Source organism: Bradyrhizobium sp. B120 (assembly GCF_049075665.1).
GTDB lineage: Bacteria > Pseudomonadota > Alphaproteobacteria > Rhizobiales > Xanthobacteraceae > Bradyrhizobium.
The window spans coordinates 3,244,209-3,267,277 of sequence record NZ_CP185242.1 but is presented as its reverse complement, the minus strand read 5'-3'; the positions used below and the strand labels follow the sequence as shown (position 1 = coordinate 3,267,277).

Sequence of the window (23,069 nt, the reverse complement as noted above, 5' to 3'; positions counted from 1 at the left end):
CGGCTCAGGCCAGCTGCTTTTCGCGCGACAGCGAGAGGCCCGCCTCCTGCAGCCGGCGTTCGAGCATCGGCACGCGATCGTTGCCCCAGAACTGCTCGCCGCGAAACACGCAGATCGGCACGCCGAAGATATGATCGCCCTGGCTCTCCTGCTGCGCCTCCTCATATTCGCGCCGGCCGTCGCCCTCGAAATAGCTGCGGAATTCAGCGCCGGACATCCCGAGCGACTCGATGAAGCGCTCCACCGCATCGACCTCGTCGACCGCAAGCTCGCGGCGGAAGAACAGCTCGTAGACCAGACGGCTGTATTCGATCAGCCGCCCCTGCTTCTCCGCGAACAACCCGCCGATCAGCGCCGGCGCGGTGTCGAAGATCTTCAGCGGGCCGCGGATGATCTTCTTGTCGCCGCGCTCGTTCGCGCTCCGCCGCGCATCCATGTAGGAATACTTGACCTTGTATTCCGAATAGACGCTGCGCTGGCCGGAACCCTTGATCCGAAGCTGGAACGGCCGCCACTGCACCTTGATGTCGAACTTCTTCTCGAGCTCGAACACCGGGTCGAACGCCAGCCAGGCATAGGGGCTCTTGTAGTCCGAATACATCTTGAGAACTTCGCGGGACATTGTCTCTCCTTTTGCCGATGTCATTGCGATTGAGCGACGAGCGGGCACTGGCTCTCCGACAACGGCTGCGCCGCCTCGGATGCCGGAATGACCTTCTCGATGGTGTAGTAGTCCCAGGGCTTCCTGACCTCGCCGGGGGCCTTGATGCTCGCCATGTAGAACGGATGCATCAACCAGCCGTCGGCGCGCACAAAACCGTTCTCGACATACATGTCGTTGACCGGCAGCTTCCGGATCTCGTCGGCGACCTTCAGGCCGTCCAGGGTCCTGGCGGCAGCGACCGCCCGCAGATAGTGCAGCGTTCCCGAGTAGACCGCGGCCTGGTCCATGGTCGGCATTGCGTGATGCTGCCTGAAGAAACGTTCCGACCAGGCACGCGTCTTGTCGGTCCGGTCCCAGTAGAACGGGGTCGCAAAGGTCAGACCCTGCACGTTCGCGATCCCGAGTGCGTGCACATTGGTGATGTAGGTCAGCGGCACCACGATGTGCTGACCGCCCTCGGCGATGCCGAACTCCTTGGCCTGCTTCAGGGCGTTGGTGGTGTCCTCGGCCGCCGAGATCAGCCAGATCACCTTGGCCTTTGACGCCACCGCCTGCAGCAGGAAGGAGCTGAAGTCGGGATTGTTCTGCGGGAAGCGCACCGAGCCCAGCACCTTGCCCCCGGCCGCCTTGATCGCACCCGCCGCGGCGTCCTCCATCGCCTTGCCGAAAGAATAGTCTGCTGAGAGAAAGAAGAACGTATCGAGCCCGCGCTCGATCAGCGGCTTCGGCAGCGGCGCCGAGATCGCGTAGGCGTTGAGTGACCACGAGAAGGCGGTCGCCGCGCAGGCCTGCTGGGTGATTGCAGGACTTCCGGTCACGCCGTGGATGACGATCTTGTTGCGCGTTCGCGCCAACTCCTGAACGGCGAGCGCCACGGCCGACTGCGCGACGTCGACGACGACGTCAGCACCGCCATTGTCGAACCAGTTGCGGGCGATCGCCGCGCCGACATCGGCTTTCGCCTGGTGATCGCCGGAGATCACTTCGATCGGACGATCCAGTACCTTGCCGCCGAAATCCTCGACCGCCATCCTGGCGGCGAGCACCGAGCCCGGCCCCATGATGTCGCGGTACATCCCCGACATGTCGGTGAGCACGCCGATCCTGACCGGCTGCGCATCCTCAGCCTGTACCGGCGTCAGCATCGCACTGCCGACCAGCAACGCGATCGCCGCAACTGTGGTTGTTCGTTTCGTCGCCATGACTATCCTCGACGCTGCCCGCTTGGGACGGCATGCATGTGCCGGCCTTCTTTGCTTTCAGATGATCCGCCTGGACGTCAGATCGTCGATCCGCTGCCCGGAGAGGCCGAGCAGCCCGCCATAGATCTCCTGATTGTTCTGCCCGAGCGTCGGCGCCGGCGCGGTGTATCCCTTGTGCGTCCGTCCCATCTTGATCGGGAACCCGGCGCCGATCACGCGCTGCTCCAGCGGTTCGGTCGGATGCACGACCGCCTGCAGCATGTCGCGCGCGCCGAGATGCTCCCAGGCGAGGATGTCGTCGATGTCGCGGATCGGGCTTGCGGCGACATCGCCGCGATTGAGCGCCTCGATCGCCTCGAGCGTGGTGCGGCCCAGCGTCCATTCGCTGACGATCGCATCGACGATGGTGTTGTTGGCGACGCGCCAGCCGGTGTTCATGAACTTCGCGTCAGCGGCGAGATCCAACCGGTCCATCACACCGAGCAGCGCCAGCCAGTCCTCATTCGTGGCGGCGCCGAGCGCGATCGCGCCGTCGCGCGTGGCATAGGTGTTGAAGGGCGAGAACCGCATGATGCGATTGCCCTGCCGCGGCGCCATCCCCATCTGCGTGTAGCAATCCAAGGGCTCGTCGAGCACCAGCGACAACAGGCAGTCGGCCATCGCGACGTCGACGAACTGGCCGCGTCCCGACACGCGCTGCTCGGTCAGCGCGGCGAGGATGCCGGAGACGGCAAAGGCGCCCGTGATGCCGTCCGCCAGCGCGGTGCCGGCCTTGCTGGGGTCGCCGTCCGGCGCACCGGTGATCGACATCAGACCGGACGCCGCCTGGATCATCAAATCGTAGGCCTTGAGACGCCGGTCGGCGCCGGTCGAGCCGTAGCCGGTCAGCGCGCAATGCACGATCGCGGGGTTGACCTGGCGGTTTGCCTCATAGTCGATGCCGAGCCGCTCGGCCGCGCCGGGACGCAGATTCTCGACCAGGATATCGGACTTGCGCAGCAGCGCATGGAACAACTCCATGCCCTCCGCCGTGCGCATGTTCAACGTGATCGACTTCTTGTCGCGGCAGCGCTTCAGATAGGCGAGACCGAGATCGCTGTCGTGCTTGCGGTCGAGCGAGACGCCGTCCTTGCCGAGGAACGGCGGCCCGGTCATGGTCGGATCGCCCTGCTCCGGGGCGTCAATGCGAATGACCTCGGCGCCGAAGCCCGCCAGCATCAAGGTCGCAAACGGACCTGAATAGAACCGCGTGAGATCGAGAACGCGGACCCCGTGCAGCGCGCCTTGCCTCGTCATCGTCGGGCCCGCCGTCATCCGCAATTTCCCTTCCCGCTTGCTGCTCCGTCGTTGTCTTCATCGTTGACGCGGCGAGCATATAGGTCAAATATTTTCCGATCTGGATTATTGATGCGAAAATGGAATGAATGATGCGCGAGCGACGCCCACGCCGGTTCGAGGTCAGCCTCAAACATCTTCGCGCCGCCAACTCGGTCGCGGTGTATGGCAGCTTCACGGCGGCCGCCGCCGACCTCGGCATGACGCAATCGGCGGTGAGCCGCCTGGTGCTCCAGCTCGAACGGCAGCTCGGCGTCTCGCTGTTCCTCAGATCGACGCGCAACGTCATCCTGACCGCACCGGGCCGCGAATTCACGGCATCGACGCAGCGCCTGCTCGCCGATCTCGGCGCCCAGGTCGATAACGCCCGCGCGCTCGGCGAGCAGATCAAGGGGCGCCTGATCGTCTCCTGCCTGCTGTCACTCACGCATCACGTGGTGCCGGAGGCCGTGCTGAAATACAGGAAGGCGCATCCCGGCGTCGAAATCCACCTGCGCGAGGGGCTCGGCAGCGAGGTCTATGAAGATGTGCGCAGCGGCCTCGCCGATTTCGGCGTCGGCAACGTCACCGCGCTCGGCCAGGAGGTCGTCAGCGACGACGCGGTACAGGAGTCGTGCTTCGCGATCCTGCCCTCGCGCCATCCGCTGCGAAACAACAGCACGCTGAGCCTCCGCGAGCTGCGCAACGAAACCTTCGTCTCGCTTCCGACCGGCTCGGGCCTGCGCAAGCAGATCGACAGCGCCGCAACCGCAAGCGGCATCGTGCTCAATCACAGCACCATCGTCGAGCAGTTCGGCACGCTCTACGATTTCGTCGCGGCCAATGTCGGCATCTCGATCGTTCCCGCCTCGGCCGTGCCGCCGCGCGCCCCGCGCGGCGTAATCGTCAAGCGGCTGGTGTCGCCGCCGCTGGTTCGCAAGATCGGGATCCTGCGGCTGAAGAACCGCCCGCTGACGCCGGCCGCGACCGGATTTCTGGATATCTTCCGGCCGCTGTTCCTGAGCGCGTCACGGCGATAGCCCAAGACTCCCAAGAATCATTTGAGATTCACGGCGGAGCCTGATTAGGTTCGGCGATGCCGTCTGCTGCACGCCGCACCTGGCGCGCCTGACCGCGGCAATGCCGAACCGACAGGGCCCGACCACCGATGACCAGGACGCGACGGACACGACCGACGATTCGTGACGTCGCGGCCGAGGCCGGCGTCTCCGTCTCGAGCGTCAGCCGCACGCTCAATGGCGGCATCTATACCAGCGCCGAACTGCATGCCCGCATCATGCGCGCGGTGAAGCGTCTGGGCTTCGAGCCCGACCAGGCGGCGCAGGCGCTGCGGTCGCGGGCCTCCAACACGATCGGCTGCATGGTGGCCGATTTCTCCAATCCGCACTACACCGGCATGGTGAGCGCGGCGGAGGAGGAATTCCAGCGCGCCGGATTCCTGCTGATGCTGGCAGCGACCAAGCACGAGGAGGCGCGCGAGGCGGCGTTCCTGTCGGCGGTGCGGCGGCGCCAGATGGACGGACTGTTGCTGTTCGCCGGTGACAATTCACACAAGGATTTCATGAAGGGGTTGGCGACGCTCGACCTGCCCTGCGTCACCGTCGACCGCGAGGTGCCCGATAGCGTCATGGTTCGCGTCGATCACCGCGGCGGGGCGCTGGAGGCAACGCGCTATCTGATCGGCCTCGGCCATCGCCGCATCGCGTTGCTGACCGGCAGCGCCGCGGTGCTGCCGAGCTCGGAGCGACTTGCGGGCTACCGGCAGGCGCATCAGGAAGCGAAGATCGAGGTCGATCCCACCCTGATCCGCCCGCACATGCAGGGCGCCAACACCGCCTTCAGCTCGGTGTGCCAGCTGCTGCAAATGACAAAGCCGCCGACCGCGATCATCTCGCTCGGCACCAGCATGCTGGCCGAGGTGCTGGAGGCGATCACCAGCAACGGCCTGCGCTATCCGCAGGACGTCTCGATCGTGTGCAGCGGCGACACCGACCTCGCCCGCCATGCGACGCCCGCGATCTCAGCCCTGAGCTGGGACATGAACGAGGTCGGCCGTACCGCCGCGCGGCTGTTGCTGGAACGGATCCGCGAGCCCGACAAGGCCGGCAGCAGCGCCCCGGTGTTCCTGCCGACGCGCCTCATCCTGCGCCATTCCTGCGCTGCGCCGGCAACGCCCGCGCGAGGGCGGAAATAATCCAAGCCGTCACTGGAAACGGTTCCAGCCCTTCGATCGGATAACTCCATCCACGTCATTGCGAGCGAAGCGAAGCAATCCACGGCGACCGATCATGCGGAACGATGGATTGCTTCGTCGCTTCGCTCCTCGCAATGACGGAGCGAGACGCGGCTTCAGCGCAGCACAAACCCCTCGTAACCGCGCTGCGCGATCTGCGCGATGCGGTGGCGGTAACCCTGGCCGACATAGGGCATGAACACGCGCGGCTTGCCCGCGATGTTGGCGCCCTGGTACCAGGAATTGGCCTTCGGATAGAGCGTGCGGCTGGCGGCGTCGGCGACATGCGCCATCCAGGCGCGCTGGGCGTCGCGTTCCGGCTCGATCCGCGTCTGTCCCTTGGCGCGCATGCTGCCGAGGCAGGCCGTGATCCACTCGACATGATTCTCGCAGGCGTGGATCACGTTGCCGATGACGGAGGGGCTACCGGGCCCGGTCACGACGAACAGGTTCGGAAAGCCCGACACCATCAGGCCGAGATAGGCGCTGGGTCCGTCGGCCCAGGCCTCCTTCAGGGTCGCGCCGTCCCGCCCGCGGATCTGCATCGCGGCGAGCGCCCCGGTCATCGCGTCATAGCCCGTCGCGAGCACCAGCGCATCGAGCGTAAAGGACCGCGTCGCGGTCTCGACGCCGGTCTCGGTGACGGTCTCCAGCGGCTCCGTGCGCAGATCGACCAGCTCGACATGCGGCAGATTGTAGGTCGCGAAATAGCCGGTATCGATGCAGATGCGTTTGACGCCGAGCGGATAATCCTTCGGTGACAGCGCCTCCGCCGTCGCCCTGTCGTTCACGATGCCGCGGATCTTGTCGCGCACGAAATCGCAGGCGACGTCGTTGACGGCCGCATCGGTCAAGATGTTCGGGAATGCGGTCAGGATGCCGCCGCCGCCCTGCTCCCAGAGCTGTTCATAGCGTGCCCACTGCGCGTCCCGCTCGGGCACCGGCGCGTCGAAGGCATTCGCGGGCACCCGCCCGAACTCCGGCGTCTCGAGGCTCTCGCGATATTTCGCGATCACGGGCTCGGCGGCAGCGATGTCGGCTTCGGACAGCGGCGCATTGCGTGCAGGCACCGAGTAGTTCGGCGTGCGCTGGAATACGGTCAGGCGGCTCGCCGCCTTCGCGACCATCGGGATCGTCTGCACACCCGACGAGCCGGTGCCGATCACGGCAACGCGCAAGCCGGAAAAATCGATCTCCTGATGCGGCCACTGCCCGGTATGATAGACCGGCCCACCAAAACGCGCGAGGCCCGCGAGCTTCGGCTTGTTGGGGACCGAGAGATTGCCGGTCGCCATCACGCAAGTCGACGCGACGATGCAATCGCCGCGATCGGTGCGCAACGTCCAGCTCTCGCCTGCTTCGTCCCAGTCGGCGCTTGTCACGCGGGTGTCGAAGCGGATCAGGGAACGCAGATCGAAGCGGTCGGCGACGCGCTGCGCGTAGCGCAGGATCTCCGGCTGGGCGGCGTATTTCTCGCTCCAGCGCCATTCCTGCCGCAGTTCCTCCGACCAGCTGTAGGAATAGAACAGGCTCGGTATGTCGCAGCGCGCGCCGGGATAGCGATTCCAGTACCAGGTGCCGCCGACATCGGATGCCGCCTCGATGCCGATCACCTTCAGCCCGAGCTCGCGCAACCGATAGATCGCATAGAGCCCGCCGAAGCCGGCACCGACCACGACGGCATCGCATTCGGCGACCAGCGGCGGCCTCGCGCCATGGTCCGGGCTCGTCTGCTTCAGTCTGCTCATTTGTCACATCTCTCCGGCCGCAGGAATATTGCCATCGGTGGGAACGCGCGCTAGTCTGGAAACGTTTCCAGACCGGAAGCGCATACGATAATTGTCGCCGGGCGTCAACGCACCGGCCCTCGGCAGAGGGCCGCGCGCACGTCACAAGGCGATCAGCGGACAATCAGGGAGTGACTGAGGGATGTTGGACGGATTTTGTCTTCGCGCGTGCCTGGCGGCCGCGGTAACAATCGGCGCGCTGTCGCCGGCGCTCGCGCAGAAGAACTACGGCCCGGGGGTCTCGGATACCGAGATCAAGATCGGCAACATCATGCCCTATAGCGGTCCCGCTTCCGCCTATGGCGCGATCGGCCGGACCGAAGCGGCCTATTTCAGGATGATCAACGACCAGGGCGGCATTAACGGCCGCAAGATCAACTTCATCAGTTATGACGACGGCTTCTCGCCGCCGAAATCGGTCGAGCAGGCGCGCAAGCTGGTCGAAGGCGACGAGGTGCTGCTGGTGTTCCAGCCGCTCGGCACCGCGCCCAATGTCGCGATCCAGAAATATCTGAACGCCAAGAAGGTCCCTCACCTCTTCATCGCATCGGGCGCGACACGTTTCGGCGATCCCCAAGGCTTTCCCTGGACGATGGGCTGGCAGCCGAACTACCAGAGCGAAGGACGGATCTACGCCAGATACATCCTCGACAAATTTCCGAACGGCAAGATCGCGGTGCTCTGGCAGAACGACGATGCCGGCAAGGATGCGCTCAAGGGGCTGCGCGACGGCCTCGGCGACAAGGCGAGCAGCATGATCGTCGCCGACAAGTCCTACGAGCTGACCGATCCGACGCTGGATTCGCAGATCGTGGCGCTGCGCGCCTCGGGCGCCGACATCCTGTTCACCTGGGCGGCGCCGAAGGGCGCGGCACAGACCATCAAGAAGGTCGCCGAGCTCGGCTGGAAGCCGACCTTCTTCCTGACCTCGACGGCGACGTCGGTCGCCTCGGTGATGCGCGCCGCCGGCATCGAGCATTCGCAGGGCATCATCTCGGTCGCCTACCTCAAAGATCCGACCGACACGATCTGGAACGACGATGCCGAAACCAGGGAATGGCGGGCGTTCATGGACAAGTACATGCCCGACGGCGACAAGACCAACGGCAATCACGTCTATGGCTACGCCGCCGCGCAAACGCTCGCGCAGGTGCTCAAGCAGTGCGGCGACGATCTCACACGCGAGAACGTGATGAAGCAGGCCGCCGGCCTGAAGGACTTCGCGCCGAAGATGATCCTGCCCGGGATCAGGATCAACACCAGCGCGACTGACTTCCGTCCGATCGAACAGTCGCAACTGATGCGGTTCGAGGGCGAGAGCTGGAAGCTGTTCGGCAACATCATCACCGGCGAGGTCGGCAGCGAATAGTGAGCCTACGCGCTCTGTTCGATGAGAAGTGGGACGAGACTCAAAGCCGAGGCAATTCGCGTCGCGAGAACGCGCAAGTCTGACTCACAGACCGTGCAACAAATTCGATGTCGTCCCTGCGAAAGCAGGGACCCATAACCACAAACGGGTCGCTATTGCGCGACGCCGGAACGAGGAGTCCCAATCACAACACCCGCCGCGGAGTATGGGTCCCTGCTTTCGCAGGGACGACACCGAGCGGGTTGTTCGACAGTTCAGCTCGAAACTCAATCCCCTAGCGCATCCCGCCTCTACCCGGCCGGCGTCAGGATCGCCTGCTGTGCCGCATGCCAGCTCGCTTCGTCGGGCGCGCACAGCAAGCCGCCGGTCAGGTTGACCGGCTTGTAGGGCGATCCGTCGAAATGCGCGCTGTAGCCGCCGGCCTCGCGATGCAACAGCCAGCCCGCGGCATGATCCCACGGCATCAGCTTGTTGTAGAACAAGAGATGGCAATGGCCGGACGCCGCCATGCGATACTCGTGCGCGGCGCATCTGAGCCAGGCGCTGACACCAAGCTTGGATAGATTCCCGGCGACGATTGGGCGCAGCGCCTCAGGCAGGAAGTTGACGCCGATCACCGCGTCCATCTGCTTGACCGGCACCGCCGCGGCCACCTTCAGATCATGTCGCCTGCCGTCCGGCATTTCGAGCCACGCGCCCTCGCCACGCAGCGCGAACGCGGTGTCGTTGCTGACCGGGTCGTGGATCGCGCCGAACACGATCTCGCCGCGCATCGTGGCCGCCACCATGGTACCGAACAGCGGCAGGCTCGAGGTGAAGTTCCGCGTGCCGTCGATCGGATCGATGATGAAGGCGAGCTCCGCGGTTCCGACCTGATCGAGCGCGGCCGGATCCCGTGCCGTGCCCTCCTCGCCGATCACGACCGCGTTCGGAAATGCTCGGAGCAGCGCGGCCGAGATCGCCTGCTCGGCAAGTTCATCGGCCTCGGTCACCACGTCGAATGCCGACGTCTTGGTACGGACCTCGATCTCCCGGACGCGGCGAAACCGCGGCATGATCTCGGTACGGCCGACTTGGGCGAGGATGTTTCCGATGTTCAGCGCATCGGCATGGGACAGCTTCACGCGGCATTCTCCTGCGTTGCGCCGTCATTCTATCGCAGGATCATGACTGCGCGGCAATCACCGGCGCTGGTTGTAGACATCGATGCAGACAGCGCCCAGCAGGACGAGGCCCTTGATCACTTGCTGATAATCGATGCCGATGCCGAGGATCGACATGCCGTTGTTCATCACGCCCATGATCATGGCACCGACCACCGCGCCGCCGACCCGGCCGACGCCGCCATAGGCCGAGGCGCCGCCGATGAAGCAGGCGGCGATCACGTCGAGCTCGAAGCCGAGGCCGGCCTTCGGCGTCGCGGTGTTGAGGCGGGCAGCAAACACCAGTCCGGCGAGCGCCGCCAGCACGCCCATGTTGACGAAGGTGAAGAAAGTCAGCCGTTCGGTCTTGACGCCCGACAGCTTCGCGGCCTTGGCGTTGCCGCCAACGGCATAGATCTGGCGGCCGATCACGGTCCGCCGCGTGACGAAACCGTACAGCGCGATCAGCACCGTCATGATGACGAGCACGTTCGGCAGGCCGCGATGCGAGGCGATCAGATAGGTGAAGTAGAGCACCGCGCCCGCCAGCGCGATGCTCTTGGCGATGAAGAACGCGTAGGGCTCGACCTCGATGCCGTGCGACTGCTCGCGCGCCCGGCTCTTGGCGCTCGCCAGCACCAGCGCGAACGCCAGCACGACGCCGATCAGCAGCGAGGTCGGGTAGAGCGTGCCGGCGCTCGGAAACAGCTCGGGGATGAAGCCCGACGACAGCTTCTGGAAGGTCGGCGGAAACGGCCCGACCGACCGGCCCTGCAGCACCGCGAGCGCAAGGCCCTTGAACACCAGCATGCCCGCCAGCGTCACGATGAAGGAGGGAATCTTGAAATAGGCGACCCAGTAGCCCTGCGCCGCGCCGATCGCAGCACCGACCAAGAGACAGACGATAAAGGCGGTCGGGTAGTCGACATGGTAGGTCACCATCAGCACCGCCGCGACCGCGCCGACGAAGCCCGCGACCGAGCCGACCGAAAGGTCGATATGCCCGGTGACGATCACGAGCAGCATGCCGAGCGCCATGATCACGATGTAGCTGTTCTGCAGCACGAGATTGGTGAGATTGACCGGCTGCAACAGCGTGCCGTCGGTCACGATCTCGAAAAACAGCATGATCGCAAGCAGCGACAGCAGCATGCCGTAGTTGCGCAGATTGTTCTTGATGAAGCCGGAATGCTTGGGGGTCTCGGGAAGTGACACCGTCTTGTCGGTCATTGTGCTCCGCCTCCCGCCCGCACCTCACCGGCAGGGGCGCCGCTTCCGGACATCCTGACATTGCGCATGATGGCGCGCATGATCTTCTCCTGCGTCGCATCGCCCTTGGCGAACTCGCCGACGAAAGCGCCGTCATTCATCACACAGATCCGGTCGCAGATGCCGAGCAATTCCGGCATTTCCGACGAGATCACCACGACGCCCTTGCCGGCGTCCGCGAGCTCGTTGATGATACAATAAATCTCGTATTTTGCCCCGACGTCGATGCCGCGGGTCGGCTCGTCCAGCAGCAGCACCTGTGGATCGGTCATCAGCCATTTCGACAGCACCACCTTCTGCTGGTTGCCGCCCGAGAGCTGGCCGGCCTCCTGATAGACGTCAGAACACCGGATCCGCATCCGGCTGCGGTAGTCGCTCGCGGCCTTCAGCTCGACGACATCGTCGATCACGCCACGATCCGACACCTGGCGAAGGCTCGCCAGCGTCACGTTCTTGCGGACGTCGTCGGCGAGGATCAACCCGAGCTGCTTGCGGTCCTCGGTGACATAGGCAAGGCCGGCATGGATCGCGGCCGGCACGCTGGCAAGGCTGGCCTCGCGGCCGTCAAGGCTGATCTTGCCGGAGATATTGTAGCCCCAGGCCCTGCCGAACAGGCTCATGGCGAACTCGGTGCGGCCGGCGCCCATCAGGCCGGCGATACCGACCACCTCGCCGCGGCGCACCCTGAAATCGACGTTCTTGATCACCTGCCGGGCGGTATGCAGCGGGTGATACACCGACCAGTTCTCCACCGTCATCACGGGATCGCCGATCGCAACGTTTCGCTCCGGGAAGCGATGCGCGAGATCGCGGTTGACCATGCTGCGGATGATGCGGTCCTCGTCGACCTGCTCGGTTCGGCAATCGAGGCTATCGACGGTGCGGCCGTCGCGCAGCACCGTGATCCGGTCGGCGACCCGCGCGACTTCGTTCAGCTTGTGCGAGATCAGGATCGAGGCGATGCCCTGCTCGCGGAAGACCAGCAGCCGGTCCAGCAGCGCGGCACTGTCGGCCTCGTTGAGGCTCGCGGTCGGCTCGTCCAGGATCAGGAGCCGCACCTTCTTCGACAACGCCTTGGCGATCTCGACCAGTTGCTGCTTGCCGACGCCGAGATCGGTGATCAGCGTATCCGGCGATTCCCGCAAGCCGACCTGTGCCAGCAGCTCTGCCGTCCGCCGGTACACCGCATTGCGGTCCACCACCCCGAACCGCGACGGCGCGCGCGACAGAAAGATGTTCTCGGCGATCGACATCAGCGGGATCAGCGCCAGCTCCTGGTGGATGATGATGATCCCCAGCGCCTCGGAGTCGTTGATGTCGCGGAACCGGCGCTCATCGCCGTCGAACAGGATCGACCCTTCATAGCTGCCGGCGGGATAGACCCCGCTCAGCACCTTCATCAGGGTCGACTTGCCCGCACCATTCTCGCCGACCAGCGCATGGATCTGCCCGGCTTCCACGGTGAGGCTGACGTCGCGCAATGCCTGCACGCCGGCAAAGCTCTTGCTGACGTTACGCATCTCAAGCATCGCCGTCATCGGATCATGTCCCGCAACGTCACTCGGCCTCGGCGCTTTCAGCCCCGTTCACCTGCCCTAGTCGAATTGCGAGCGCTTGTAGTAGCCGCTGTCAATCAGGACTTTCTCCCAATTGGTCTTATCCACCACGACCGGCTTGAGCAGATAGGACGGAACCACCTTGACCCCGTTGTTGTAGGTCTTGGTGTCGTTGACGGTGACGTCCTTCTTGCTCAGCACGGCATCGACCATGTCGGCCGTGACCTTGGCGAGATCGCGGGTGTCCTTGAAGATGGTCGAATACTGCTCGCCGCGCAGCATCGCCTTGATCGAGGGCACCTCGGCGTCCTGGCCGCTGACGAACGGCATCGGCTGATCCTTGCTGCCGTAGCCGACGCCCTTCAGCGAGGAGATGATGCCGATCGACAGGCCGTCATAGGGCGACAGCACCGCATCGACGCGCTTCTTGCCGTAGAAGGCGCTGAGCAGATTGTCCATCCGCGCCTGCGCGGTGGCGCCGTCCCAGCGCAAGGTCGCGACCTTGCCCATGCCCGTCTGGCCGCTCGCGACCACGAGCTTGCCGCTGTCGATATAGGGCTTCAGCACGGACATCGCGCCGTCGTAGAAGAAATAGGCGTTGTTGTCGTCCGGCGAGCCGCCGAACAGCTCGATGTTGAAGGGCCCCTTGCCGTCCTTCAGCCCGAGCGCATTCACGATCGAACTCGCCTGCAGCACGCCGACCTGGAAATTGTCGAAGGTCGCGTAGTAGTCGACATTAGGGGTGTCGCGGATCAGGCGGTCATAGGCGATCACCGTGATGCCCTGGGCCTTGGCCTGCTTCAGCGCATCGGACAGCGTGGTGCCGTCGATCGCCGCGATGACCAGCACCTTGGCGCCCTTGGTCACCATGTTCTCGACCTGGGAGAGCTGGTTCGGGATATCGTCGTCGGCATATTGCAAGTCGGTGCCGTAGCCGCGTTCCTTCAGTACCTTGACGATGTTGTTTCCGTCGTCGATCCAGCGCGCCGAGGATTTGGTCGGCATCGCGATCCCCACGGTCGGCTTGGCCTGGGCCATGGCGTCGCGATCGGACACCGTCGCGGCAAGGCCGGCCAGCGCGAGCGCGAACAAGGCGGTCTTCAATTTGAACATCCTTCACTCCCTTGGTTTTTTAGTTGGGGTACCGTAGCCGTAGATAGCGTCAATCGACGGTGATCGTTCGTGGGCCGGCCGCAGGTCTACGGCGATGTCGGATCGGCGCCGGGGCCGTCACGAACCGAAATTGCGGAATGTCGATTGAACCCGTCAACAGCGCCAATGCTCACTCCGCACGATCAGTCGATCCTGGAATGCCGGGTTCATCCGCGAGTCATGTCGTACGACGAACGAGGCGCAGGGATGACGTGGAGGATCATGAGGCGCCTGTCTCCCGGAATCGTTGACGAGCGCCGGCCTCCGCCCGAACTTCTGGCGGTGCGGCACTTTGCTTCCGGCAACCTTTGGTGGACGTCGTCCCCACCATATGGATGCAAGCGCCAACTGGTCATTTATTTAAGTGCCCGAATAAATTGACCGGAGAGCGGCGGATCATAAGGCGTTGTCTCCCGAAATTACTGGCAAGTCTACTGTCCGCTGGGGTGCGGCAGGACTTCTCGCAACCTTTGGCGAGATTGTGCCTCTCCTGTGCGATGGACGCAAGTACCATTTATTTCACTGTGCGAATAAATTAATCGAACTGCTGCGCGGCGGCGGCAACGGCCTTCAGGCGTCGATCTCGGAGAGATCGTCGACGACCAGCAGGGCTCCGGCGAAATCGTCGTCGCTGAAATAGGTGCTGCGCGTGATGACCACGGGGATGCCGGCCCCAGCGGCGGCGGCGAGACCGTTGTCGGAATCCTCGACCGCGATGCAATTCGCCGGTCCGAGCCCGAGCCGCGCCAGCACCTCAACATAGACGTCCGGCGCCGGCTTCTTCCGCGGCACATCATCCCCGGCGACAACAGCCTCGAACAGATCGGCCCAATCCAGCCCGAACGCAACCGACAGCAGCGCATCGATATTGCCATGCGACGTCGTCGTGGCGAGCGCCAGACGCTGGCCGCGGCTGCGCGCGCCGGCGAGCCAGGCCCTCACGCCCGGCCGCAACGGGCAGCCGCCCGCCGCAATCAGTGCGGCATAGCGCGCGGTCTTGATCCCGTGCAGGTCGGCGATATCGGCGAATGTCAGCGACGGGACAGCGTTCCTCTGGTCGAAGGCGCGGATGCGCTCCTTGCCCCCGGCGACCCGAAGCAGCCGCCCATAGGTGACCTGGTCCCAGAACCAATCGAGGCCGGCCTCAGCGAACGCCTCATTGAAGGCGCGACGATGCACCTCCTCGGTTTCGGCGAGCGTGCCATCGACATCGAAGATCAAGGCGCGGGCGCTCGCAATGATGTGGCGCATCCCGGCGTTCCTAATGCCGGCGAGCGCCTGGTTCATCGTCCCTCGCCCGCCGCGATCCCCTTGCCGAACACGCGGCTCGCAAGCACGTCGCCGGCCTCGATCGACATCACGTCGTCGGCCGTGAGCGTGCGGTCGAGCTTCGCCACGATCCGGTTGGCCTGGCGCAGCCGGATCCGGTCGAGCGCGTTGCGGATCGAGCGCGCATTGGAGAACAGCGGCTGTTGCTTGCGGATGCCGATGTACCGGGTGAAGGCCTCGCGCGCTTCCGGCGAGAAACGATAATTCTGCTGCTGCAACATCAGCTCGGCGATCCAGAGCAGCTCCCCGTCCGAATAGTCCGGGAAATCGATGTGATGCGCGATGCGGGAGCGGAACCCCGGATTGCTCTGGAAGAACTTCTCCATGCGGTCGCCATAGCCGGCCAAGATCACCACCAGATCCTCACGTTGCGCTTCCATGATCTGCAGCAGGATCTCGATCGCCTCCTGGCCGTAGTCGCGTTCGTTCTCGGGACGGTAGAGGTAATACGCCTCGTCGATGAACAGCACGCCGCCCATCGCCTTCTTCAATATCTCTTTCGTCTTCGGCGCGGTGTGGCCGATATATTGCCCGACCAGGTCATCGCGCGTGACGCTGATGACGTGGCCGCGGCGCACGAAGCCGAGCTTGTGCAGGATGCCGGCCATCCGCAGCGCGACCGTGGTCTTGCCGGTGCCGGGATTGCCGGTGAACGACATGTGCAGCGTCGGGAACGTCGTCGCCAGCGCCATCTTCCGCCTGATGCGTTCGACCAGCAGCAGCGAGGCGATCTCCCGGATGCGGGTCTTCACGGGCTTGAGGCCGATCAGTTCGGAATCGAGCTGGTCGAGCACGTCGCCAATGCCGAGGTCGGCGAACTCATGCCGGAGGTCGATGGTCTCGGGCGGCGTCTCGCGGATTTGTTCCTGCGCTTGGGTCATCGTCCTCTCGCTTCGAGAAAAGCTCCGTCGCCGCGGCGGCGACGACGGAGAAGTGCATCCGGACCAGACGGTCGAGGGAGCAACCCGCCTGGCTTTTCAGCCGGACGCGGTCAACGATCGGTGTAGCGTTCGCCCTCGGGGCGACCAGCCGCATAGGAATGCGTCGCGTAGTGCAGGTTGCGACCGGCGGCTTCCTGGCGGTCGAGCCGGAAGCCGGGTTCCTCGCGCGGCCGGTTGACGATGAAGGAGATGCGAACCGACTCCCAGCCGGGACTGGAATCGAAACCGGAGATCCGGATGTAGCGGTCGCCATAGACCCGCCGGCAATCGGCGAGCTCCTTCATGATCCCTGCCGCATCGCGCAGGTCGAACATCGGCAGGCCCCACATGTCCCAATAGGTGTTGCGGGGGTGCGGATCGTCGGTGAACTCGATGTTCACCGCCCAGCCCTTGTCGAGGCAGTATTGCACCTGCGCGGCGATCTGCTCATCGGTGAGATCGGGTAGGAAAGAGAAGCAGCCTTGGGTCACGCGCATGAGAACCTCCTGTCAGACCGCCATGCTCGGCGTGGGAACGAAATCGGGGGCGTCGGTCGACTCGTAGTTGAAGGTGACATCCTTCCAGACGTCGAGCGCCTCGCGCAGCGGCGTGCAGGTCTGCGCCGCCTTGGCCAGGATCTCCGGGCCTTCATGGACGTAGTCGCGTCCCTCGTTGCGGGCGAGGATCATGGCCTCCAGCGCGACGCGGTTGGCGGTGGCGCCCGCCTGGATGCCGCGGGGATGGCCGATCGTGCCGCCGCCGAACTGCAGCACGACGTCCTCGCCGAGCAGGTCGAGCAGCTGGTGCATCTGGCCGGCATGAATGCCGCCGGAGGCCACCGGCATCAGCTTGTTGAGGCTTGCCCAGTTCTGGTCGAAGAACACGCCGTGCTCGAGCTGCATCGGGTTGAAGTCCTCGCGGCAGATGTCGTAGTAGCCGCGCGTGGTGTTGGGATCACCCTCGAGCTTGCCGACCACCGTGCCGGCATGGATGTGGTCGACGCCGGCGAGCCGCATCCATTTCGCGATCACGCGGAACGAAACGCCATGGCTGCGCTGCCGCGTGTAGGTCGAATGGCCGGCGCGATGCAGATGCAGGATCATGTTGTTCCGGCGCGCCCACTTCGCCATCGACTGGATCGCGGTGTAGCCGATCACGAGGTCGATCATGACGATGTTGGAGCCGAGCTCATGGGCGAACTCGGCGCGCTCGTACATGTCCTCCATGGTCGCCGCGGTGACGTTGAGATACGTGCCCTTGATCTCTCCGGTCGCGGCCTGCGCGCGGTTGACCGCCTCCATGCAGTACAGGAAGCGCTCACGCCAGTGCATGAAGGGCTGCGAGTTGATGTTCTCGTCGTCCTTGGTGAAGTCGAGCCCACCTTTCAACGCTTCATAGACGACGCGACCATAGTTGCGGCCGGACAGGCCGAGCTTCGGCTTCACGGTGGCGCCGAGCAAGGGACGGCCGAACTTGTCGAGCCGCTCGCGCTCCACGACGATGCCGGTCGCCGGGCCCTGGAACGTCTTCACATAGGCGATCGGAAGCCGCATGTCCTCGAGCCGCAACGCCTTCAGCGGCTTGAAGCCGAACACGTTGCCGATGATCGAGGCGGTCAGGTTCGAGATCGAGCCCGGCTCGAACAGATCGAGATCATAGGCGATATAGGCGAAGTAGCTGCCCGGCGAGTTCGGCACCGGATCGACGCGATAGCACTTTGCCCGGTATTTTTCCGCGGCGGTCAGCCGATCGGTCCACACCACGGTCCAGGTCGCGGTCGAGGATTCGCCCGCCACCGCCGCGCAGGCTTCGGTCGGATCGACGCCGTCCTGCGGCGTGACGCGAAACAGCGCGATGACGTCGGTGTCCTTGGGCTCGTAGTTCGGCTCCCAATAGCCCATCCGCTTGTATTCCATCACGCCGGACTTGTAGCGATCCTTGCCGCGCACCGTGATCGATGGCTGTATGTTCATCTCAATCTCCTGTCGTCGTTCGTCGCCGTCTGCTCAGGCGGCCTGGGTGATCTTTCCAATCTGCGGATCGAGTGCGCCGGCGCGATAGCGTCGGGCCATCTCCGGCAGTGCAACCACCTTGATCCGGGCGGCATTGCCGGCCGTGCCGAACTGCTCGAAGCGGTCACGGCAGAGTTCGCGCAGCGCATCCATCGCGGGCTTGAGGAATTTGCGCGGATCGAACTCGCTCTTCGACTGCACGGCGACCTTGCGGAAAGCGGCGGCCATCGCCAGGCGGCAATCGGTATCGATGTTGACCTTGCGCACGCCATGCTTGATGCCGCGGACGATCTCCTCGACCGGCACGCCCCAGGTCTGCGGCATCTCGCCGCCGAACTGGTTGAACATGTCCTGCAGCGCCTGCGGTACCGAGGACGAGCCGTGCATCACCAGATGCGTGTTGGGCAGGCGCGTATGGATCTCCTCGACCACGCGCATCGCCAGGATCTCGCCGTCGGGGCGGCGCGTGAACTTGTAGGCGCCATGCGAGGTACCCATCGCGATCGCGAGCGCATCGACCTTGGTGGCGCGGACGAAATCGACCGCCTGGTCAGGATCGGTGAGCAGCTGGTCATGACTGATCTTGCCTTCGACGCCGTGACCGTCCTCCTGCTCGCCGCCGCCATGCTCGAGCGAGCCGAGCACGCCGAGTTCGCCTTCGACCGACGCGCCGACCCAGTGCGCCATATCGACCACCCGGCGGGTGATATCGACGTTGTAGTCGTAGTCGGCCGCGGTCTTGGCGTCGGCCGTGAGCGAGCCGTCCATCATCACCGAGGTGAAGCCGTAGCGGATCGCGGTCGCGCAGGTCGCCTCTTCGTTGCCGTGATCGAGATGCAGGCATAGCGGGATCTGCGGATACATCTCTTCCAGCGCATCGATCATCTTCGCCAGCATGATGTCGTTGGCATAGGACCGCGCGCCGCGCGAAGCCTGGATGATGACAGGCGCATCGCAGGCCGCCGCCGCCTCCATGATGGCGAGGCCCTGCTCCATATTGTTGATGTTGAAGGCCGGCACGCCGTAGCCGCGTTCGGCAGCGTGATCCAGCAATTGCCTCAAGGTTATCCGCGCCATGGTGGCGTCCTCCTTTCAATTCGCTCGTTGTATGAGCTGTCTTGCCGCAGCGGCGACCGCCGCCGGCGTGATGCCGAATTCGCGGTAGAGCACATCGGCCGGTGCGGAGGCGCCGAAGCCGGTCATACCCACGAATACGCCGTCGTCGCCGAGCCAGCGCGCCCAGTCGCCCTCGACTGCGGCTTCCACACCGACACGCGGCGCGCTGCCCAGCACCTCGGCGCGATAGTCGCGCGGCTGCTGGCGGAACAGGTCGAAGCACGGGGCCGAGACGACCGCGGCCTTCACCCCTGCTTCCGCCAGCAGCTTTGCGGCTTCGAGCGCGATCGACACCTCCGAACCCGTTGCAATCAGGGTGACGTCACGCCCGAAGGCCGGCTCGACGAGAACGTAGGCGCCGAGCGCGACCTGGTTGTCCTTGCTGCCGTCGCGAACCGTCGGCAGCGCCTGCCGCGACAGGCAGAGGATCGACGGAGAGGTCTCTGCCTTCAGCGCACAGTCCCAGGCTTCCGCCGTCTCGACCGCATCGGCCGGCCGGAACACCAGCAGGTTCGGGATCGCTCGCAGCGCCGCCAGATGCTCGACCGGCTGATGCGTCGGTCCGTCTTCGCCGAGCCCGATCGAATCATGGGTCATCACATGGATGACTCGGATGCCCATCAATGCCGCGAGGCGGATCGCCGGCCGGCTGTAATCGGCGAAGCTGAGGAAGGTGCCGCCATAGGGGATAAACCCGCCATGCAGCGCGATACCGTTCATCGCCGCCGCCATGCCGTGCTCGCGGATGCCATAGTGGATATAGCTGCCGTCGAGTGTTTCCGGCCGCACCGAAACCTGCGACTTCGCCAATGTCAGATTGGAGTGCGTGAGGTCGGCCGATCCGCCCAGGAGATTGGGCAAGGCTTCGGCGATCACGTCGATAACCTGCTGCGAGGCCTGCCGCGTGGCGAGCTTCGGCCGCTCGGTCGCGAACCGCCCGACAAGTTTGGTCATCGCCTCGGCATAGGCGCAGGGCAGTTTCCGGTTCAGCGCGTCGTGGAATGCAGACCGCTCGGCCTTGTCGGCCTTGCAGGCGCTGCGCGAGCGCTCGATCCAGGCGCGCCGTGCGTCACGGCCGCGGCCGCCGAGCTCGCGCCACTCGGCCAGCACGGCATCGGGGATTTCGAAGGCCGGATACGGCCAGCGCAGCGCGGCGCGGGTCTTCGCCGCCTCATCGGCGCCGAGCGGTGCGCCATGCACCTTCTCGCTGCCCTGCCGGTTCGGCGCACCGAACCCGATCACGGTGCGGCAGGCGATCAGCGACGGACGATCGCTCGTTCGCGCCTGCCTGATCGCCGCGGCGATCGCCTGCGGATCATGGCCGTCGATGCGGCAGACGTTCCAGCCGCTGGCCGCAAATCGTGCCGTCTGGTCGTCCGAACAGGACAGCGAGGTGGCGCCATCGATCGAGATCTGGTTGTCGTCGAACAGCACGATCAGCCGGTTCAGCCGCAAATGGCCGGCGAGCGAGATCGCCTCATGGCTGAGGCCTTCCATCAGGCAGCCATCGCCGGCGATCACATAGGTGTAGTGGTCGACGAGGTCGTCGCCGAAGCGGGCGTTCATCAGCCGCTCGGCGAGCGCCATGCCGACCGCGGTCGCGATCCCCTGCCCGAGCGGCCCGGTCGTGGTCTCGACACCGGGCGTATGGCCATACTCGGGATGGCCCGGGGTTTGCGATCCCCATTGCCTGAACGCCTTGAGCTGATCGAGCGTCATGCGCTCGTAGCCCGTCAGATAGAGCAGCGCGTAGAGCAGCATCGAGCCGTGCCCGGCCGACAGCACGAAGCGGTCGCGGTCGGGCCAGGCCGGATCGGCCGGATCGAATTTCAGGAAGTCGGTGAACAGCACGGTCGCGACATCGGCCATGCCCATCGGCATGCCGGGATGGCCGGATTTCGCCTGCTCCACCGCGTCGATGGCGAGGAAGCGGATGGCGTTGGCCATCTCGTCGTGGCTGATTTCGGGGCGGCTGGCAACGGACGCAAGTGCGGTCATATCGTTCGCCTCTTTCGTTCGATCAATTGCAGGATCAGCGGGGTCAGGATGAGCTGCATCGCGAGGTCGAGCTTGGCGCCGTGAATCACGATCGAATTGGCGCGCGACATGAAGCTGTTCGGGATCATCGAGAGCAGATAGGGAAAATCGATGCCGCGCGGGTTCTTCAACCGGATCACGACCATCGATTCATCCGGTGTCGGGATCCAGCGCGCGATGAACGGGTTCGACGTATCGACCGTCGGCACGCGCTGGAAGTTGATGTCGGTCTCGCTGAATTGCGGGCAGATGTAATTCACATAGTCCGGCATGCGACGCAGGATGGTGTCGGTCACCGCCTCGGTGGAGTAGCCGCGATGGCTGCGATCGCGATGCAGCTTCTGGATCCATTCGAGGTTGATGACAGGCACGACCCCGATCTTGAGGTCGGCGTGCTGCGCGACATTCACCTTGTCGGTGACCACGGCGCCGTGCAGGCCCTCGTAGAACAAGAGGTCGGAATTCTCCGGCAGCGCCTCCCATGCGGTGAAGGTGCCGGGCTTGGCGCCGTAGAGCCGCGATTCCTCTTCGTCGTGCACATAGTGCCGCGTCGTGCCGGTGCCGGTCTCGGCATAGTCGCTGAACAGCTTCTCCAGCTCCTCGAAGAGATTGGTCTCGGGGCTGAAATGGCTGAAATGCTTGTCGCCGCGTTCGGCCTTATCCAACATCTGGCTGCGCATCTCGGCGCGGTCGTAGCGATGGAACGCGTCACCCTCGATATAGGCCGCGACCACATTCTCGCGGCGGAAGATGTTTTCGAACGTCTTCTTCACCGAGGTGGTGCCGGCGCCGGACGAACCGGTGATCGAGATGATAGGATGTCGACGAGACATGCGCTCCCCCTCAGCGGAACAGGCCGCGCCGCGCGAACAGCGGGGCATCGCTGCTCTCGAACAACGGCTCGACGGTCAGGTGGATCGCATCGACGTCGCGCACGGCGCGCGCCGATCCCATGATCAGCGGCACGCGCTGATGCGGCGTGCGTGCCGAGAGTTCGAGAATGCGCGACCGGCCGCTGGACGCGGCGCCGCCCGCCCACTCCATGATCAGCGCGATCGGATGCGCCTCATACAGCAGGCGGAGCCGGCCCTCGCGGTAGCCCTGGCGCGCATCCGCCGGATACAGGAAGACGCCACCGCGCATCAGGATGCGGTAGGCCTCGGCCACCAGCGAGCCGATCCAACGCATGTTGAAATCCTGCCCGCGCTCGCCGTTCACGCCGGCAAGGCAGTCGTCGATGTAGTTGCGCACCGGGCCGCTCCAGTGCCGCCGGTTCGAGGCGTTGATGGCGAACTCCGACGCATCCTGCGGCACCCGGAGGTCGCGCGCAGTCAGGACGAACTCGCCGGTTCGCGGATCCAGCGTGAAGCAGTCGACGCACTGGTCGAGCGCCAGCACCAGCACGGTCTGCGGACCGTAGATGAAGCAGCCCGCGGCACATTGCGCCGTACCGGGCTCGAAGAAGGTCGAGAGAATGTCGTTTCCCTTCGGCCGGATCGAGAAGATCGTGCCGATCGAGATGTTGTTTTCGAGATTGGCGGATCCATCGAGCGGATCGATCGCGACGCAGAGCGGCGCATCGGTATCGAGCGTCTCCGGCAGTTCGACCTCTTCCGACAACACCGCAGCGACGGGCGCCGCACGCAGCGCGTCGCGCATCAGGTTGTCGGCGACGATGTCGATGGTTTTCTGGCGATCGCCGTCGGGATTGACCCCGCCGCTCTCACCGCCGATCCCGGCGAGCGGCCCGGCGGCGATGATGCGCGAGAGCTCGATCGCGGCACCTGCGAGGGCTTCGATCACCGCAACGGTCGCGGCGCGCAGCGGGTTGTGCTGCGTCGGCCACTCCAGATGGGCATGCAATGCAGGACGAATCTCCACCGGCCTCTCCCTTTGATCGCGCCCTCTGTCCCGAGGTGTCGAGAGGCGACCGCAGGGAGTCGCCT

At 64.8% G+C, this 23,069-nt stretch carries 19 protein-coding genes; 3 read left to right on the top strand and 16 right to left on the bottom strand.

The window, feature by feature from the left end; all coding sequences use genetic code 11:
- Positions 1 to 4: 4 nt before the first annotated feature.
- The 3 genes from ACOIX3_RS14810 to ACOIX3_RS14800 are packed head-to-tail and all read right to left on the bottom strand — an operon-like array spanning position 5 to position 3,180.
- Positions 5 to 622 (bottom strand): DsbA family protein, encoded by a 618-nt coding sequence (locus ACOIX3_RS14810; protein ID WP_158231186.1) that lies wholly within the window; start codon positions 620 to 622, stop codon positions 5 to 7.
- A gap of 20 nt (positions 623 to 642) precedes the next feature.
- The gene (locus ACOIX3_RS14805; RefSeq protein ID WP_420970545.1) at positions 643 to 1,866 is read right to left on the bottom strand and encodes an ABC transporter substrate-binding protein; all 1,224 of its coding nucleotides are present in this window, start codon (positions 1,864 to 1,866) and stop codon (positions 643 to 645) included.
- Between the two features lie 57 nt (positions 1,867 to 1,923).
- Positions 1,924 to 3,180, bottom strand: a complete 1,257-nt coding sequence (locus ACOIX3_RS14800) for a CaiB/BaiF CoA transferase family protein (protein ID WP_420970544.1) — start codon at positions 3,178 to 3,180, stop codon at positions 1,924 to 1,926.
- A gap of 113 nt (positions 3,181 to 3,293) precedes the next feature.
- Here ACOIX3_RS14800 and ACOIX3_RS14795 point away from each other — a divergent pair, with 113 nt between their 5' ends.
- Together ACOIX3_RS14795 and ACOIX3_RS14790 are read left to right on the top strand one after the other, a co-directional pair.
- Positions 3,294 to 4,220: a LysR family transcriptional regulator gene (locus ACOIX3_RS14795; RefSeq protein ID WP_420970543.1), complete on the top strand. Its 927-nt coding sequence runs from the start codon at positions 3,294 to 3,296 to the stop codon at positions 4,218 to 4,220.
- A gap of 128 nt (positions 4,221 to 4,348) precedes the next feature.
- Positions 4,349 to 5,395: a LacI family DNA-binding transcriptional regulator gene (locus ACOIX3_RS14790; RefSeq protein ID WP_207836715.1), complete on the top strand. Its 1,047-nt coding sequence runs from the start codon at positions 4,349 to 4,351 to the stop codon at positions 5,393 to 5,395.
- Positions 5,396 to 5,550: 155 nt separating this feature from the next.
- Here ACOIX3_RS14790 and ACOIX3_RS14785 read toward each other — a convergent pair whose 3' ends face one another.
- Positions 5,551 to 7,182: a flavin-containing monooxygenase gene (locus ACOIX3_RS14785; RefSeq protein WP_420970542.1), complete on the bottom strand. Its 1,632-nt coding sequence runs from the start codon at positions 7,180 to 7,182 to the stop codon at positions 5,551 to 5,553.
- Positions 7,183 to 7,363: 181 nt separating this feature from the next.
- On the opposite strand from ACOIX3_RS14785, the gene ACOIX3_RS14780 reads away from it, so the two are divergent.
- Positions 7,364 to 8,590: an ABC transporter substrate-binding protein gene (locus ACOIX3_RS14780; protein WP_420970541.1), complete on the top strand. Its 1,227-nt coding sequence runs from the start codon at positions 7,364 to 7,366 to the stop codon at positions 8,588 to 8,590.
- Between the two features lie 290 nt (positions 8,591 to 8,880).
- Here the strand turns inward: ACOIX3_RS14780 and ACOIX3_RS14775 are convergent, their stop codons facing one another.
- The 12 genes from ACOIX3_RS14775 to ACOIX3_RS14720 form a co-directional block, all read right to left on the bottom strand.
- Positions 8,881 to 9,714 (bottom strand): inositol monophosphatase family protein, encoded by an 834-nt coding sequence (locus tag ACOIX3_RS14775; RefSeq protein WP_420970539.1) that lies wholly within the window; start codon positions 9,712 to 9,714, stop codon positions 8,881 to 8,883.
- 57 nt (positions 9,715 to 9,771) lie between these two features.
- A complete protein-coding gene (gene mmsB / locus ACOIX3_RS14770) occupies positions 9,772 to 10,962 on the bottom strand; it encodes a multiple monosaccharide ABC transporter permease (protein ID WP_420970538.1) in 1,191 nt (396 codons plus the stop codon).
- Positions 10,959 to 12,539, bottom strand: coding sequence for a multiple monosaccharide ABC transporter ATP-binding protein (gene mmsA / locus ACOIX3_RS14765; RefSeq protein WP_420970537.1), 1,581 nt, complete (start codon positions 12,537 to 12,539; stop codon positions 10,959 to 10,961). The genes mmsB and mmsA overlap by 4 nt, the downstream gene beginning before the upstream one ends.
- Positions 12,540 to 12,596: 57 nt before the next feature.
- A complete protein-coding gene (gene chvE / locus ACOIX3_RS14760) occupies positions 12,597 to 13,670 on the bottom strand; it encodes a multiple monosaccharide ABC transporter substrate-binding protein (RefSeq protein WP_420970536.1) in 1,074 nt (357 codons plus the stop codon).
- A 609-nt stretch (positions 13,671 to 14,279) separates the two neighbouring features.
- The gene (locus ACOIX3_RS14755; RefSeq protein ID WP_420970535.1) at positions 14,280 to 14,960 is read right to left on the bottom strand and encodes an HAD-IA family hydrolase; all 681 of its coding nucleotides are present in this window, start codon (positions 14,958 to 14,960) and stop codon (positions 14,280 to 14,282) included.
- 32 nt (positions 14,961 to 14,992) lie between these two features.
- The gene (gene cbbX, locus ACOIX3_RS14750; RefSeq protein WP_420970534.1) at positions 14,993 to 15,919 is read right to left on the bottom strand and encodes a CbbX protein; all 927 of its coding nucleotides are present in this window, start codon (positions 15,917 to 15,919) and stop codon (positions 14,993 to 14,995) included.
- A gap of 110 nt (positions 15,920 to 16,029) precedes the next feature.
- Positions 16,030 to 16,455 carry a ribulose bisphosphate carboxylase small subunit gene (locus ACOIX3_RS14745; protein ID WP_420970533.1) on the bottom strand — a complete coding sequence of 142 codons (426 nt, stop codon included), beginning with the start codon at positions 16,453 to 16,455 and terminating at the stop codon, positions 16,030 to 16,032.
- Between the two features lie 12 nt (positions 16,456 to 16,467).
- Complete coding sequence (locus ACOIX3_RS14740) at positions 16,468 to 17,931, bottom strand: form I ribulose bisphosphate carboxylase large subunit (RefSeq protein ID WP_212310925.1); 1,464 nt, start codon at positions 17,929 to 17,931, stop codon at positions 16,468 to 16,470.
- Positions 17,932 to 17,964: 33 nt separating this feature from the next.
- Entirely contained in the window at positions 17,965 to 19,047 is a 1,083-nt protein-coding gene (gene fba / locus ACOIX3_RS14735; protein WP_420970532.1) for a class II fructose-bisphosphate aldolase, read from the bottom strand.
- 15 nt (positions 19,048 to 19,062) lie between these two features.
- Entirely contained in the window at positions 19,063 to 21,084 is a 2,022-nt protein-coding gene (gene tkt, locus ACOIX3_RS14730; protein ID WP_420970531.1) for a transketolase, read from the bottom strand.
- Positions 21,081 to 21,956 carry a phosphoribulokinase gene (locus ACOIX3_RS14725; RefSeq protein WP_420970530.1) on the bottom strand — a complete coding sequence of 292 codons (876 nt, stop codon included), beginning with the start codon at positions 21,954 to 21,956 and terminating at the stop codon, positions 21,081 to 21,083. The genes tkt and ACOIX3_RS14725 overlap by 4 nt, the downstream gene beginning before the upstream one ends.
- A gap of 10 nt (positions 21,957 to 21,966) precedes the next feature.
- Positions 21,967 to 22,986, bottom strand: coding sequence for a class 1 fructose-bisphosphatase (locus ACOIX3_RS14720; RefSeq protein WP_420971734.1), 1,020 nt, complete (start codon positions 22,984 to 22,986; stop codon positions 21,967 to 21,969).
- Positions 22,987 to 23,069: the final 83 nt, after the last annotated feature.

Coding starts and splice junctions, on each gene's coding strand:
- ACOIX3_RS14805 (WP_420970545.1), bottom strand. CDS start 1,866: ATGGCGACGAAACGAACAACCACAGTTGCGGCGATCGCGTTGCTGGTC.
- mmsB (WP_420970538.1), bottom strand. CDS start 10,962: ATGACCGACAAGACGGTGTCACTTCCCGAGACCCCCAAGCATTCCGGC.
- tkt (WP_420970531.1), bottom strand. CDS start 21,084: ATGACCGCACTTGCGTCCGTTGCCAGCCGCCCCGAAATCAGCCACGAC.
- mmsA (WP_420970537.1), bottom strand. CDS start 12,539: ATGACGGCGATGCTTGAGATGCGTAACGTCAGCAAGAGCTTTGCCGGC.
- ACOIX3_RS14785 (WP_420970542.1), bottom strand. CDS start 7,182: ATGAGCAGACTGAAGCAGACGAGCCCGGACCATGGCGCGAGGCCGCCG.
- ACOIX3_RS14745 (WP_420970533.1), bottom strand. CDS start 16,455: ATGCGCGTGACCCAAGGCTGCTTCTCTTTCCTACCCGATCTCACCGAT.
- ACOIX3_RS14755 (WP_420970535.1), bottom strand. CDS start 14,960: ATGCGCCACATCATTGCGAGCGCCCGCGCCTTGATCTTCGATGTCGAT.
- cbbX (WP_420970534.1), bottom strand. CDS start 15,919: ATGACCCAAGCGCAGGAACAAATCCGCGAGACGCCGCCCGAGACCATC.
- ACOIX3_RS14780 (WP_420970541.1), top strand. CDS start 7,364: ATGTTGGACGGATTTTGTCTTCGCGCGTGCCTGGCGGCCGCGGTAACA.
- chvE (WP_420970536.1), bottom strand. CDS start 13,670: ATGTTCAAATTGAAGACCGCCTTGTTCGCGCTCGCGCTGGCCGGCCTT.
- ACOIX3_RS14740 (WP_212310925.1), bottom strand. CDS start 17,931: ATGAACATACAGCCATCGATCACGGTGCGCGGCAAGGATCGCTACAAG.
- fba (WP_420970532.1), bottom strand. CDS start 19,047: ATGGCGCGGATAACCTTGAGGCAATTGCTGGATCACGCTGCCGAACGC.
- ACOIX3_RS14810 (WP_158231186.1), bottom strand. CDS start 622: ATGTCCCGCGAAGTTCTCAAGATGTATTCGGACTACAAGAGCCCCTAT.
- ACOIX3_RS14800 (WP_420970544.1), bottom strand. CDS start 3,180: ATGACGGCGGGCCCGACGATGACGAGGCAAGGCGCGCTGCACGGGGTC.
- ACOIX3_RS14790 (WP_207836715.1), top strand. CDS start 4,349: ATGACCAGGACGCGACGGACACGACCGACGATTCGTGACGTCGCGGCC.
- ACOIX3_RS14725 (WP_420970530.1), bottom strand. CDS start 21,956: ATGTCTCGTCGACATCCTATCATCTCGATCACCGGTTCGTCCGGCGCC.
- ACOIX3_RS14795 (WP_420970543.1), top strand. CDS start 3,294: ATGCGCGAGCGACGCCCACGCCGGTTCGAGGTCAGCCTCAAACATCTT.